The organism is Ureibacillus sp. FSL K6-0165 (genome assembly GCF_038004285.1).
GTDB lineage: Bacteria > Bacillota > Bacilli > Bacillales_A > Planococcaceae > Ureibacillus > Ureibacillus thermosphaericus.
Genome location: NZ_JBBOQS010000001.1, coordinates 15,094 through 29,080, shown reverse-complemented (window position 1 = coordinate 29,080; position 13,987 = coordinate 15,094). Strand labels below are relative to the sequence as shown.

The following is a 13,987-nucleotide window of genomic DNA, read 5'->3' as shown; positions in this document are numbered from 1 at the left end:
TCATGAATCGGTATTTAGAAGACACCTTTTTTCGATTTTTGGATGGCTTTAGGTTGTTGAATCGAGAGCCCTTCGAGTAACCATCGAAGCTCCTGTTGAGTCATATTTCGAACCTCATTTTCATTTCTGGGCCATTGGAGTTTGCCGTTATCGATTCGTTTGTATAACATGGCGAAGCCATCTCCATCAAAATACAAACATTTATAGCGGTCTTTCTTCCGTCCACAAAATAAGAAAATGGCGTTGCTATATGGATCCAGTTCGAAAGAATCCTGAATTAAGGTGGCAAGACCATCAATTCCTTTTCTCATATCCGCACTACCACAAATGATATAGATATTTTTACACTTAGTAAAATCATGAATCACTGCTATTCAACTCCTTGATGACCGTTTGAATGATGTGAGGTTTTACACCGGGGTAAAAGGAGATTTTAAAATTTGTTGCTTGAATAACGCATACAGGTTTGAGTGGACCACGACTCGTTGAGGGTGGAGTTGAATCAGAATCGGATTCCAAATTGACAGGGACGATATTTAATTTTTCAATTGCCAAACAAAAACACCTCCTCTGTACAGGGAGGTACGATCGATTGATATGCGTCGTTTGAATTCGGGCTTACCTTTGACATGATAAAATCATCACTTAGTAGCTTAAATGATGAAAGATTTTCCTCTAAGCTTTTCCATTGTTATTAAGTTATGAATAATTAAAAAGTTATTTTAAAGTATTAAAATTAAAGATTACCAAAAGAAAACCGTTTAATGAAATAACCATATGATTAATTCCTTCAATATCGCTATTGATACAATCGTATTGCAGAGTATATTCCACTTAATACTTGTACGAGTTTGTTTTAAAGCATTGCTAATTACTTGGATGATAGAGAAATCAATAATAATTTATGTATTAGGGAAAATTTATTGGATTTATAGACAATAAGCATCAATCACAATAGTTTTATTATTGAAAATCGCAAGAAATATTTTGCATCGCTCCAGTTCCAGAATTCATCGATTTAAACTCGTGAAAACATAAGTGCTTAGGTAGATAGTTATAATTTGGTTGATAGTAGCTATAAAAACTGTCAATGATGAGACAAATTATTATGAGAAATTGATATTACTCCTTTGGGAATGTGGCTAGCGATAAACATTTTACCAAAGTATCGCCGTATCACATTTTTTTGTATAAAAAATGGGTGTAGGATTAGGTCACTAACACCAAAAGTTATAGAGCCGAAGTTTTCAGTAGAATACTGTCAAAATTTAATGTATAATTTCCTTAGAGAAACATTTTTGTGAATTCTAATATTCGCAATAAGAAATGGTTCTCTTTTTTTATTGCTATAACTGAAATCTAGATTTTACAATACTCTGGTTATTCTTTGGTAGGATTTTAATGACAAATGAGTGGACATGATACTAAAGCAATATTGAAGTAAATAGTGTATGATTGTAAAGTGTACATTATGATGAGAAATTTAATCAAAGGATTGAGAATATGAAATTAAAAGAATTACATAGAAAATACATATTATTAGGAATGATTGGTTTTATAATTATTGGGTTAATGGTTGCCAAAGTCATGGCAAAAAATCAAGATGAATATTTTCTTAAAAATGAGTTATTATACGATCAAGTTCAAAGACTTTACAATGAAGAAAATTTTGAAGAAGCTGCAATTTATATTGAGGAATTATTAAAAAATCAACCTAATTCAGAAGTTGTGAATTACATGGGGGGATTAATATCTGCTATTAATCAAGACTATAATAAGGCTGCAATCTTGATGCAAAAAGCACTTGATACTAATCCATATAGAGTAGAGGATCCTATATTTATGCTTCAATTAGGTGAAATATTCTTCAAAGCAGAACGTTATGAAGATGCAAAAACTGTTTTAATCCGCTGTCAAGAGTGGTGGTGGCAACCAGAGGAATATCCTAATTACCAAGAAAGAGTCCAAGAATTGCTCACTGCAATCAAAAATCAACAGTAAGGCAGGTATATATAAATGACTTCATTTTATGGAGAAGAAAGACAAGTCAATGTGTTAGTTGATGAGGAAGAAAATCGAATATCACGTGAATATATTGATAAGTGGATTTTTAGATTATTATTATTATTAATTGGTTTTATGCCTTTAATTGTACTAGCTGAAGTAAGAGAAGTAATCAGTCCAGTCGTAACAAATATTGGCTCACTTACATCTGGTGCAAAAGGTGATATTTTTACATATTATAAATCTTTAATTGTGTTAATTATTACAATAATAACTGGGCTTTTATTACTTATTAAAATTTTTTTTATGAATGGCATAATTCGAAAAACAAAATTAAATTACCTTTTAGCAATATTCGCAATTGCCATTGTAATTTCAACCATTGCTTCTCCTAATATATCAATTACATTAGCAGGACAATATAACCGCTCTGATGGTGCCATTAGCTGGTTATGTTATATTGCATTAATGTTTATTGCAATGAATATTAATTATCCAAAAAATGCGGTGAATAAAGTTTTATATTCGCTTTATCCATTTATATTTATCAACTTCTTTATCATTACAATGAACTTTACAGGCAATGATTTAATGCAAAAAGAATGGATACAAAAAATTGTTACTGTATTATTGCCAGAAGGTGCTAGTATTGCTGAAGACTCACAGCTTGTTGGTACATTGAACCAGTGGAACTATATGAGTGGAATGTTTGCCATAATGACTGTGATGTTTTTAGCAGCTGCAATTGTAGGGAAAAATCTATTGATTAGTATAATCAATATAATTTGTGCAACTTTCTCAATTGCAGTTATGCTTATGTCAATTTCAACAAGTGGTTTTCTAACTGTGCTTATTATGGTCGTTCCAATTCTAGTACTTATTATGAAAGCAGAAAATAAAATACAAGGTATTATAATTCTCGGGATATTTTTAGTGCTTTCAAGTATAACTCTTCACATACTTTCGAAAGAGAATCCTGTAGTATGGAGAGAATCTATTGGATTCTTTGTGGACAAAAACCCTTATGAACAAGAAGAAAAGATTTCTAAAGCAACTAATGGTTTTGAGATTGATTTACTCAATAAAGCATACGCATCAGACAATACTTTTGAATTGCCTAAACTACCTGGGCGCTCTTGGGCTCCAGGGACAGGGCGATTATACATATGGGAAAAGACATTGAATCTTTTTAAAGAACGTCCAATCTTTGGTTATGGGTTAGATTCGTTAATGTATAATTTCCCACACTACAATATTGATGCACGTGCTGGATTGTTCACCGAACATACAATTACCGATAAACCACATAGCGTATATGTAGGAATCTTATATGGAACTGGCATTATTGGATTTATAGCATTCCTGTTAATAGTTGGTATCATTATTATTAGTAGCATAAAAATTCTATTTAATAGAAAGATAATTTATTTATCAATTCTTAGCATCGGTTCTATAGCATTCTTTATCCAGGCAATCTTTAATGATTCATTACCGGGAACATCAGGGGTAATGTGGGCATTGACTGGTATCCTATTCGGGTTAATATTGTCAGAAAAAGAGGGAGTAAAAAGTTAATGAGAGAAAACAAAGAACTGAAAGAAGTAATAGATATTATTATTAAAGGAAAATGGATTATATCAATTATTACAATTATTTGCGTTATCTTTTCTGGGATACTTTCTTGGGTAATATTGCCAGAAAAATATGAATCAAAAGCGATTGTACAAGTTGCAAGTAGTGTACAAGATACAGGTATAATGGAAAGTTTTGTAGCAACAGAGTTTACTCCTCAAATATTTTCTTATCGTGCAAAAGATGAATTGATTATTAATGAGGCTTTTCTAACAGAAAATATACAAAAAGATTATAGTCAACGAAAATTAGACATAAAAACTGATAATAATACTTTAACGATGGCCTATACTAGTGATTCACCAAAAAATGCACAAAAGGAATTACAAATTATAATAGAAACTACAAAAGTTCGAATGAATGAATCTGTTCATAATACTTTGAAAAACTTAGAAAATACTTATAACAAAGACGCTGAATCTCTTTCTATTGAAATTGAATCCCTTATTAACGAATACAACTCAATTGTTAGAAGCAATCATTTGCCAGAAGTATTAATTTTACAAACGATTTTAAATCCGGACATGGTAATTAATATATCAGACGAACATATAAAAGCATTAGCGAACGTAAGTGGTTCAATACAAAATCAATTGCTTCAATTACAAGCTCAGATTCAGACGAAATCTAAAGAATATCGCAATATATTAGCAGATTATCAATCTATTAAAACTGGTTTAGAGAATTTTAAACCCGATCCCTTTATTCGTATAATTTCTGAACCTACTTTACCAAAGGGGCCATCTTCTCCTAATCATCTATTATTGCTGGTAATTGGATTTGTTTCAGGAATTATGATTGGTTTAGGTGTTGTTTTTCTTCAGAAAATATTGAAAGAATACAACACAAATTAATTTAATAGAATAATAATTTATCACGTTTATAATAAAAGAATAATAAACGGAGCCAACTATAATGAAAAAAGTATTATTTGTAGCGACTGTAGTAAAAAAACATATAAATGCATTTCATATCCCTTATTTAAAAATATTTAAAGAAATGGGATATGAAACACATGTATGTGCGAGAAATGACTTTGACAATAAAGAAGACCTTGAAATCCCATATTGTGATAAATATTATGATCTTCCTTTTGAACGCTCACCATATAAATTTGAAAATATTAATGTATACAAAAAATTAAAAAAGATTATTGACAATAATAATTATGAAATCATTCATTGCCACACACCTATGGGCAGTGTTCTTGCAAGATTCGCTGCAAGAGACGCGCGAAAAAAAGGAACAAAAGTACTTTATACAGCTCATGGTTTCCACTTTTTTAAAGGTGCTCCCAAAATCAATTGGTTGATTTATTATCCTATTGAAAAATGGTTATCCAGATATACTGATTGTTTAATCACAATAAACAATGAGGATTTCAATACAGCAAAAAAAAATTTTAATGCAAAGCAAATAGAGTTAGTTAATGGAGTAGGTATTGATACTAATCGTTTTACCCCCCAGTCTTTAGAAAAAAAATTAAAGCTGAGAAAAGACTATGGATATTCGGAAAAAGATTTTATATTAATTTCCGTTGCAGAACTTAATTATAACAAGCAACAAGATTTACTCATTAACGCAGTTCATCTTCTCAAAAATAAAATTCCTAATTTAAAACTTTTACTTGTGGGGGACGGAGAACTGAAAGAGCATTATTCTCTACAAGTAAGTGAATTGGGATTAGGAGAAAATGTCCAATTTTTAGGTTACCGAAATGATGTCGCTAATCTATTGGCTCTTTCTGATATAGCCGTTTCTTCTTCCAGAAGAGAAGGACTTCCATTAAATGTTATGGAGGCTATGGCAACCGGATTACCGTTGGTAGTGACAAATTGCAGAGGTAATCGTGATCTGGTGAAAGACGGAATAAATGGGTATGTTGTGGGTATTCATGATGTTGTTGCATTTTCCGATAAAATTGAAGAATTATATAATTCTACCCACTTAAGATCCCGTTTTTCCAGTGCAAGTTTAGATATGATCAGGAGTTACTCACTGGATCAAGTCATTACTGATATGAAAAATATCTATTTAAATGTTTAAATAGGCTTATCTCAAAAAAAACATAATGAAGAACTGGTAAATGAATAAGTCTTGGAGAAGTAATCTTAACATTAAAGGGGAGAGTTTAAAGAAGTAACCAACTAATAAAATTCTCCCTTTTTTTTGTTGGTTCTATCTCTATTAATAATAAAGGAGAAACATATGTATTATTTACTATTCATTATTATGATAGCTACACTCGTAATAATGTTTATTGTAAAAAATCAATCTTATAATTACATAGTTTTAAATTTCCTTGCATTGTTTTGGATTTCTTTCTGTGTTTTTATGATTGGATTTCGTTATAATGTGGGAACAGATTACCCAAACTACGAAACATGGTTCCATTACTGGTATAAAGATATTACTTTTGAATGGATTTATACTGGTGTGAATTATATTTTGAAAGTTTCTGGTGGAGAGTTCCATTACTTAACTTTACTAATTTCACTATTTTCCTCATTGTTACTGATATTTGGAATATATAAGTGGAATATACGAGGAATAAATGTTATTTTAGTCCTCTTTTTATATACAGTTTCGTATTTATTTTTATTTGCAAATACGATGAGACAAGGTGTGGCAATTATTATCTTTTTTATTGCAGCCCGGTATATAGTGGAGCGGAAGTTTTTTAAGTTTCTATTTTGGATCTTTTTGGGCGCGGGTTTTCATTTGTCCATCATATTTATGATTCCGTTTTACTTTATTTATAAAATCCAATTGAGATATACAATTTTTGTTTTATTGGTCATCGCTTCTTATTTAATAGTAGGATTAAATTTAAGCCAAAAGATTCTCGAATTTTTATTATCATTTTCTCCATACGCTCAAAAGTATTTGAACAGTGATTTGTTATCTAATACTGAAAATAGTATATTATCGCCTGGAGTATTAATTAAAACCCTTATTGCTATTTTATTACTTGTAAAACTTAAGAATATTCCAAATGAATATAAAATTGCAATGAATTTTTATATGATCGGTACAATATTTAGGATCTTTGCAATTTCCAGCTATCTATTTAATAGATTGGGTATGTATTTCCAATTCTTTGAAATTATTTGTATCGTAATTCTTTTAAATCAAATTAAAAATAAATATTTTAAAATATTACTATACGGTTTTGTAATAATCATTCACTTACTATTATTATATAAACTAATTATTATTGATGCCGAAGCAAATGATTTTATCTATAATAGTATATTTGAAAAATAATGAAGTGGATTATACTCGTTATATAGTTTCTAATTGGAGCGGTTGCTTTAAACTATTTTATGGGATGGTGTAATACTAGATTGGTTAAAATATTATTTATAAGAAACGAAAAGTCGTTTTTGCCTGAGATAGATGCTTATATTCAATATTTTCATAAATTTGATGGATTTCAGGCGTATGATTCTTCAAAGTTATTAGGTGAGTATAACTTTAATGATTTCGATGTTATTTGGGAGTTCAAAGGTTTTGGAGGAGTTAAAGTTAAGAACCAATTACTTATTCATGAATATGCTTCATTATCTACTGGGAAATTTCCGCTAATCAGAAACAAATTGAAGGTTTTGCTTAATCATAAGCCAAACTTAAGAATCTTTTTAAATGAGAATGTGAAGTCTGGTTTTAATTTTCATGATAATGTTGATTTCTGTTATAGAGATATGGGAATCGACAAGAGTTTTCTATATGTAGATAAAGATAAAAAAGAATATGAATTTGTTTATGTTGGACTAATCTCAAAAAGCAGAAATATAGATCAGTTATTAAAGGCTTTTACAGAAAAAAATAATGGTAAGATTTGTTTAATTGGAAATGTAGATAATGATATATATAACGAATACAAAAACAATCAAAATTTAATTTTCACAGGCAAAGTCGCATATTCAGAAGTTCCTAAAATTGCTTCGAAAGCTATTTACGGTATCAATTTTATTCCGGATCAATATCCGTACAATATTCAAACCTCTACGAAGTTGCTTGAATATTTGGCTTTGGATTTAAAAGTAATAACAACGGATTATCAATGGATTAGGCAATTTGAAAAAAAACACAATTGTTCTTTTTATAAGTTGAATCCAACAAATTTAGAATTTGATATTACCAAAATTAGCCAACATGAATTTAAATCGAACTTTAACGCAAACGACTTTTTATGGAACACTGTAATAGAAAAATCACAAATTTTGAATAAAATCAATTCTTTACTCAGTGATAGAAAATGAAAAAATCTATTTATTCGAACTCAATTGAAGATTAAAAAAGCGAGGATTGTAATTCATGAGTGACTTAATCTCAGTAATAATGAGTACATATAATGAAGAATTGGAATGGATTGAGGAAAGTATTAATTCCATACTGAATCAAACTTATAAAAATATAGAGTTTATCATTGTATTGGATAATCCCAACAATAAAGAACTGAAAGATTTATTATTAAGATATTCTGAAAAAGATCGACGGATTAAATTAATATTTAATCGTGAAAATATGGGGTTGGTAAAAAGCTTAAATGCTGCTCTTGAACATTGTAAAGGTAAATATATTGCAAGGATGGATGCTGATGATATTTCGGAATTGGACAGGTTAGCCCTTCAAAAAAAATATCTTGAAGAAAATAATCTGGATTTTGTTTTTTCCGGAATTAAAATAATTGACGAGCATGGAAATCAAATATACGAAACAAATAATCATATTCTAACGCCATCAAAGATAAAAAAATTACTTAAAATTACAAATGTTAGTAACCATCCAACATGGTTCCTAAAAGCAGAGCTTTATAAAAAGCTTAATGGTTATCGAGATGTACCTTATTGTGAAGATTATGATTTTTCTTTAAGATGTTTAGAAATGGATGCAAAAATAGGGAAAATGGATCAAACTATATTGAAATATAGAGTGAGAGGCAATAGTATTTCAAAAAGTTATAGTCTTGAACAATTTTTGAATACAAAATCTTTAACAAAACTTTATAAGAACAATCAGATCAATAATACGGATGAATTAATCAAATTAATTAATAATAACAAAAAACTGGCAACTGATGTCGAAAAAGAAAAATTTAATAATGCAGGTGTGCTTTATTATGAAGCTGTAAAAGATATTAAGGATAAAAAATTGCTATTAGGCTTACTGAAATTTATTAAAAGCATGTCAATTAGTAAATATTATTTTGCCAAGAACTTTGATTTAGTTAGATATAAGATTGCGAAATATAATTAATTTTAACCTCTGATGGTTTATTTTTATTAAAAATATGAATAGTATTGATGGAATTTAATTTATTTTCAAAATTTATAAGGAGCAAGTTGCAAAATGAATGAACAAATAAAACCAGAGGGGCTAAAAGAAGTACAATTATATTTGTTGGATCAATTCGTAAAAGTGTGTGAAAAACATAATATCCACTATTGGCTTGAAGGTGGAAGTGCTTTGGGTGCATATAGACATAGTGGATTTATACCTTGGGACGACGATATTGATATAGGAATTTTTTATGATGATTACCATTTTTTGATCAAAAAATTAAAAGAAGAACTTCCGAATGATATTTTTGTACAGGATGGGACTACAGATAATTTCCCAAAAATTGGATACGCCACGAAATTAAGATATAAAAATAGCAGAATTGTAGAAAAAGGATTTACTGACAATAAATATGTGCAGACTCACAACATTAATCAAGGGATATTTATAGATATTTTTCCATTTTCGCAAGTACCATTTAAATTAAGCCCTTTTTTTAGCAACTTAGTATTTCGAGTATTAGCAGTATATAACGATATTCAATTCGAAACTTTTACAGGGAAAAAGAGAAGAATTGCCAAAATCATGAGGAGATTCCTCCCACTACCTATAGTATTATTATGTTTAAAAGGTTATAGAAAATTGGGCAAATTGTTGAATAAGAATTTATATGCCATTGATGTACAGTATTTTATTCAGAAGGATTTTTATAAGAAAGAGTGGCTAATTCCTACTCAAAAATTATTATTTGAAAATAAACCTTATAATGTTCCAGCCAATATTACTGAATATTTAACGGAACATTACGGAAGCAATTATATGACAGTACCGCCAATCGAAGAGCAAAACAGAGCAAAACATATTATAAGTTATGAGATTTTTTCGAAAAACTGAACTTAGCTTTATAATATGCGGGTCCTATAAATTAAACTGAAGTGATGATGGATAATATGACAGATAAAAGAAGATTAATTGAAAATTTCTCAGCATTAACGATAATGCAACTTTTGAATTATATACTTCCATTTGTTACACTCCCATATCTTGCACGTGTATTATCTCTTGAAGGATATGGAGTATATATTTTTTCACAAGCCCTTATTGCGTATTTTATTGTCATTGTTGATTTTGGATTTGATTTATCTGGTACTAGAGAAGTATCAATCAATAGACATAATTCAAAAAAATTATCAGAAATTTTTAGTTCCATATTAGTAATTAAATTTATTTTAATGATCATCTCTTTACTTATTTTAATTGCACTAATTATGTTTGTACCATCTATAAGTGAGTATTGGCATGTACATTTAATCATGTTTATTATGGTATTTGGGAACATGCTGCTTTCAACATTTGTATATCAGGGATTAGAAAAAATGAAATTTATCACAATTTTGAATGCCAGCATTAAAATCTTTTTTACACTAACAATTTTTATATTTATAAAGGATCAAAATGACTTGCCGTTAGTTGCACTATTAAATTCTATAGGATACTTAATAGTAGGATTAATATCACTATGCATCATTTTAAAAATCATTAACATAAAGTTTACAATTCCTTCAAAAGAAAACCTGATAAATCAGTTTAAAAATAGTTTACAATTTTTTTGGTCCCGAATTGCAGTTTCATTATATACTACCAGCAATACCTTCGTTGTGGGTTTATTTTTGGGACCAGCTGCGGCCGGGATTTTTGGTTCAGCGGATAAATTGTTCAGAGCTGCAGTCAGTCTTTATCAGCCTTTAAATAATGTGCTTTATCCATATATAGCTCATAGTAAAAACATTCACCTTTATAAAAAATTATTTAAACTCTCAACTATTTCAAATATGATTGTTGTATTGATTGTGTATATATTTTCAGATTTAGTAATAAGATTAATATTTGGCAGCGGTTATGAAGAAAGTGCAGTTTTATTAAAAATATTCATGATAGCTGCTATATATATGATGCCGAGTATATTAATGGGGTATCCTTTATTAGGAGCATTAGGATATACAAGAGAAGTTAATAAAAGTGTAATATATGCATCTATTATACATGTCGTTCTCCTCGTTATTTTAATACCAGTATTGTCAGTAAAACTAGTTGCTTTATTAGTATTATTTACTGAACTTCTTGTATTTATATATCGATACTATTACGTAAAAAAATATGGTTTGTTAAATAGCAATTTTATGAATAAGCAATAAACGGGTGTTGGGTATTATTAAAATCAGATAAAATTGAATTAGTGTTGGTAGTGAAATTAAAATATGGAGGAAAAAAATTGAAACGAGTAATTACATACGGTACATTCGACTTGTTGCACTATGGCCATATTAATTTATTAAAAAGAGCAAAGGAACTCGGAGATTATCTAATAGTTGGTTTATCAACGAATGAATTTAATGAACAAAAAGGGAAAAAATGCTACTTTTCATATGAAGAAAGAAAAAAGTTGGTTGAAGCAATTCGTTATGTCGATTTGGTCATTCCAGAAGAATGTTGGGAACAAAAGATCGATGACATTCTAAATTATAAGGTGGATACCTTTGTCATTGGGGATGATTGGAAAGGGAAGTTTGATTACTTAAAAGAATATTGCGAAGTGGTTTATTTAAGCAGAACACCCGAAATATCAACTACCAAAATAAAAGAAGAACTGGGATTGAATTCAGCTAAATAGAAGCTTTAGATTCAAATAACACAAAAAACACCTCCTTGTATACATATGTTTACAAGGAGGTGGATTTTTTGTGATTTTGAATTGTGCTTTTTTAAGACTTCAACAATTCAAGCATTTTTTTCTTATACGCTTCCACACCGGGCTGGTCGAAAGGATTTACATCAATTAATTTTGCACTCATGGCACATGCTTTCATAAAGAAGTAGATAAGATAGCCTAAATGATAAGCATCCAGCTTTGCCATTTCTAGTTGAATTACTGGAACTCCCCCTTCTGCATGGGCGAGAGCAGTACCTTGTTTGGAGGTTGCATTGATTTCGTTAAAGGAGCGGCCTGCTAAATAATTTAATCCATCTTCATTCCGTTCGTCATAAGGCACGATGTAATCGCCTTCAATATCATGGAAATGAAGTAGAGTTTCAAACAAGATTGGGCTACCCTCTTGAATGAATTGTCCAATTGCATGTAAGTCCGTTGAGTAAGTAACACAAGTTGGAAACAGTCCCTTTCTCTCTTTCCCTTCACTTTCACCAAACAGCTGCATCCACCATTCATGGAATTTCTTTAACGATGGTTCAAAGGAGGCGAGCAATTCAACACTGTACCCTTCGTTGTAAAGGATGTTTCGCATAACAGCATATTGGTAAGCATGGTTATTTGTTAAATCAGGATCTTTTAATTCACATGCTGCTTTTTTAGCCCCTTCCATAAATTGTCCAATTTCAATACCTGCAATGGCAAGAGGAAACAGTCCTACAGGAGTTAACACCGAATAGCGACCACCAATATTAGGAGGAATCTCGAAACGGCGATATCCAGCTAAATCGGCTGTTTTCTTTAACAGTCCTTTTTCAGGATCCGTTGTGATAATAATTCGATGAACTGCCTCTTCACCGTAACGTTCTTCCATATACTGGCGTAATACTCGGAAGGCAAGTGCAGGTTCCATTGTTCCTCCAGATTTAGAAATGATATTAATATATACTTCTTTATCTGCAAGATATGTAAGAATTTGTTTCATATAGGCACCGCTCATATGATGCCCAACATATATTATCTCAATTCCATTTTTATGTATGCCAAAATAAGGAGTTAACGCATCTTGCACCGCTCGGGCACCTAAAAATGATCCGCCAATCCCTATAACAACTAAAACATCTGCTTTTGCACAGATTTCGTTTTTCAAATTTTGTATTTGTTTGAAAAGTTCATCATGATTTTGTAAAGGATAGTCAATCCACCCCGTCATATTACTGGAATTTTCCAATTGATAGTGGATTTCTTTAACCTGGTCTTTATATTGATCTATGTCATGCTCTTCTAGATTACAGTTTAAAAGTGTAGTTTGTACTAAATGAGTGACCAATTTCATGCCTCATTTCTATATTTATTCGTCCTTTTATTATGACATAGAAAAGATTTAAACAAAATGGCTATTGGAGGAAACCATTGAAAATTCCTCACTAATGAATCATTGTTCAGATAATTGTTTTGCTTTTTCTAAAATGAATTTTTTTACATCTTCCCGTAAGTCATCACGATTTAAAGCAAAATCAATCGTCGTTTCAATGAATCCCATTTGATTACCGACATCATAGCGTTTCCCTTCAAATCTATAGGCAAATACTCGTTGGATTGTATTCAATTCTTCAATGGCATCTGTTAATTGAATTTCTCCACCTTTTCCCATTTTCTTTTGTTCTAAGAAACGGAAAATTTCAGGAGTTAAGATATATCTTCCAATAATCGCAAAATTGGAAGGTGCTTCTTCTCTAGATGGCTTTTCAATAAACTTTGATACTTGCATTAAAGGGGTGTCCGTTGAAATTGGATCGATGACACCATAGCGGTGAACTTCGCTGTCCGGCACTTCCATTACACCAATGACGCTAGAAAAAGTGCGATTGTATTGATTAATTAATTGTTTTAAACATGGTGTTTCACTTTGAACTACATCATCTCCAAGTAAGACAGCAAACGGTTCATTACCAATAAAATTACGTGCACACCAAATGGCATGTCCAAGTCCAAGAGGCTGTTTTTGACGGATATAGTGAATATCAATATCCGATGATACACGGACTTTCTCCAATAGATCGAATTTCTCTTTTTCGATTAAATTTGCCTCCAGTTCAAAGGCGTGGTCAAAATGGTCTTCAATCGCCCGTTTTCCTTTACCGGTAACGATGATAATATCTTCAATTCCAGAAGCAATCGCTTCTTCGACAATATATTGAATGGTTGGTTTATCTACTATCGGTAACATTTCTTTTGGCATGGCTTTCGTTACAGGTAAAAACCGTGTTCCTAAACCTGCCGCTGGGATGATGGCTTTTCGAATTTTTTTCAAACAAACTCTCTCCTTCTTAATAAATACACTCATAATCATAACAC

At 30.5% G+C, this 13,987-nt stretch carries 14 protein-coding genes; 10 read left to right on the top strand and 4 right to left on the bottom strand.

Annotated features, from left to right (window positions below):
* Positions 1–14: 14 nt before the first annotated feature.
* Both tnpB and NST00_RS00135 read right to left on the bottom strand, forming a co-directional pair.
* Entirely contained in the window at positions 15–368 is a 354-nt protein-coding gene (gene tnpB / locus NST00_RS00140) for an IS66 family insertion sequence element accessory protein TnpB (protein WP_339289170.1), read from the bottom strand.
* Positions 358–555, bottom strand: coding sequence for a hypothetical protein (locus NST00_RS00135; RefSeq protein WP_339289168.1), 198 nt, complete (start codon positions 553–555; stop codon positions 358–360). The genes tnpB and NST00_RS00135 overlap by 11 nt, the downstream gene beginning before the upstream one ends.
* A gap of 948 nt (positions 556–1,503) precedes the next feature.
* On the opposite strand from NST00_RS00135, the gene NST00_RS00130 reads away from it, so the two are divergent.
* The 10 genes from NST00_RS00130 to tagD all read left to right on the top strand — a co-directional run bounded on the left by NST00_RS00130 (position 1,504) and on the right by tagD (position 11,593).
* Positions 1,504–2,001 carry a tetratricopeptide repeat protein gene (locus NST00_RS00130; RefSeq protein ID WP_339289166.1) on the top strand — a complete coding sequence of 166 codons (498 nt, stop codon included), beginning with the start codon at positions 1,504–1,506 and terminating at the stop codon, positions 1,999–2,001.
* Between the two features lie 15 nt (positions 2,002–2,016).
* Positions 2,017–3,579: an O-antigen ligase family protein gene (locus NST00_RS00125; protein WP_339289164.1), complete on the top strand. Its 1,563-nt coding sequence runs from the start codon at positions 2,017–2,019 to the stop codon at positions 3,577–3,579.
* Positions 3,579–4,490: a Wzz/FepE/Etk N-terminal domain-containing protein gene (locus NST00_RS00120; RefSeq protein WP_339289162.1), complete on the top strand. Its 912-nt coding sequence runs from the start codon at positions 3,579–3,581 to the stop codon at positions 4,488–4,490. The genes NST00_RS00125 and NST00_RS00120 overlap by 1 nt, the downstream gene beginning before the upstream one ends.
* Positions 4,491–4,551: 61 nt before the next feature.
* A complete protein-coding gene (locus tag NST00_RS00115) occupies positions 4,552–5,682 on the top strand; it encodes a glycosyltransferase family 4 protein (protein WP_339289160.1) in 1,131 nt (376 codons plus the stop codon).
* A 162-nt stretch (positions 5,683–5,844) separates the two neighbouring features.
* A complete protein-coding gene (locus NST00_RS00110; RefSeq protein WP_340709461.1) occupies positions 5,845–6,903 on the top strand; it encodes an EpsG family protein in 1,059 nt (352 codons plus the stop codon).
* Positions 6,904–6,983: 80 nt separating this feature from the next.
* Positions 6,984–7,901 (top strand): glycosyltransferase, encoded by a 918-nt coding sequence (locus tag NST00_RS00105; RefSeq protein WP_339289156.1) that lies wholly within the window; start codon positions 6,984–6,986, stop codon positions 7,899–7,901.
* A 55-nt stretch (positions 7,902–7,956) separates the two neighbouring features.
* Positions 7,957–8,898, top strand: a complete 942-nt coding sequence (locus NST00_RS00100; RefSeq protein WP_339289154.1) for a glycosyltransferase — start codon at positions 7,957–7,959, stop codon at positions 8,896–8,898.
* 93 nt (positions 8,899–8,991) lie between these two features.
* Positions 8,992–9,816, top strand: a complete 825-nt coding sequence (locus tag NST00_RS00095; RefSeq protein WP_340709460.1) for a LicD family protein — start codon at positions 8,992–8,994, stop codon at positions 9,814–9,816.
* 56 nt (positions 9,817–9,872) lie between these two features.
* Positions 9,873–11,117, top strand: a complete 1,245-nt coding sequence (locus tag NST00_RS00090) for a flippase (RefSeq protein ID WP_340709459.1) — start codon at positions 9,873–9,875, stop codon at positions 11,115–11,117.
* Positions 11,118–11,194: 77 nt separating this feature from the next.
* Positions 11,195–11,593 carry a glycerol-3-phosphate cytidylyltransferase gene (gene tagD / locus NST00_RS00085; protein WP_339289148.1) on the top strand — a complete coding sequence of 133 codons (399 nt, stop codon included), beginning with the start codon at positions 11,195–11,197 and terminating at the stop codon, positions 11,591–11,593.
* A gap of 91 nt (positions 11,594–11,684) precedes the next feature.
* Here tagD and NST00_RS00080 read toward each other — a convergent pair whose 3' ends face one another.
* A complete protein-coding gene (locus NST00_RS00080) occupies positions 11,685–12,965 on the bottom strand; it encodes a glucose-6-phosphate isomerase (RefSeq protein ID WP_340709458.1) in 1,281 nt (426 codons plus the stop codon).
* A 99-nt stretch (positions 12,966–13,064) separates the two neighbouring features.
* Positions 13,065–13,943, bottom strand: a complete 879-nt coding sequence (gene galU, locus NST00_RS00075; RefSeq protein WP_339289144.1) for a UTP--glucose-1-phosphate uridylyltransferase GalU — start codon at positions 13,941–13,943, stop codon at positions 13,065–13,067.
* Positions 13,944–13,987 lie beyond the last annotated feature (44 nt).

Excerpts from the sequence above, each read along its gene's own strand:
- NST00_RS00130 (WP_339289166.1), top strand. The coding sequence starts at position 1,504 with ATGAAATTAAAAGAATTACATAGAAAATACATATTATTAGGAATGATT.
- NST00_RS00100 (WP_339289154.1), top strand. The coding sequence starts at position 7,957 with ATGAGTGACTTAATCTCAGTAATAATGAGTACATATAATGAAGAATTG.
- NST00_RS00095 (WP_340709460.1), top strand. The coding sequence starts at position 8,992 with ATGAATGAACAAATAAAACCAGAGGGGCTAAAAGAAGTACAATTATAT.
- NST00_RS00110 (WP_340709461.1), top strand. The coding sequence starts at position 5,845 with ATGTATTATTTACTATTCATTATTATGATAGCTACACTCGTAATAATG.
- NST00_RS00125 (WP_339289164.1), top strand. The coding sequence starts at position 2,017 with ATGACTTCATTTTATGGAGAAGAAAGACAAGTCAATGTGTTAGTTGAT.
- NST00_RS00080 (WP_340709458.1), bottom strand. The coding sequence starts at position 12,965 with ATGAAATTGGTCACTCATTTAGTACAAACTACACTTTTAAACTGTAAT.
- NST00_RS00120 (WP_339289162.1), top strand. The coding sequence starts at position 3,579 with ATGAGAGAAAACAAAGAACTGAAAGAAGTAATAGATATTATTATTAAA.
- NST00_RS00115 (WP_339289160.1), top strand. The coding sequence starts at position 4,552 with ATGAAAAAAGTATTATTTGTAGCGACTGTAGTAAAAAAACATATAAAT.
- NST00_RS00090 (WP_340709459.1), top strand. The coding sequence starts at position 9,873 with ATGACAGATAAAAGAAGATTAATTGAAAATTTCTCAGCATTAACGATA.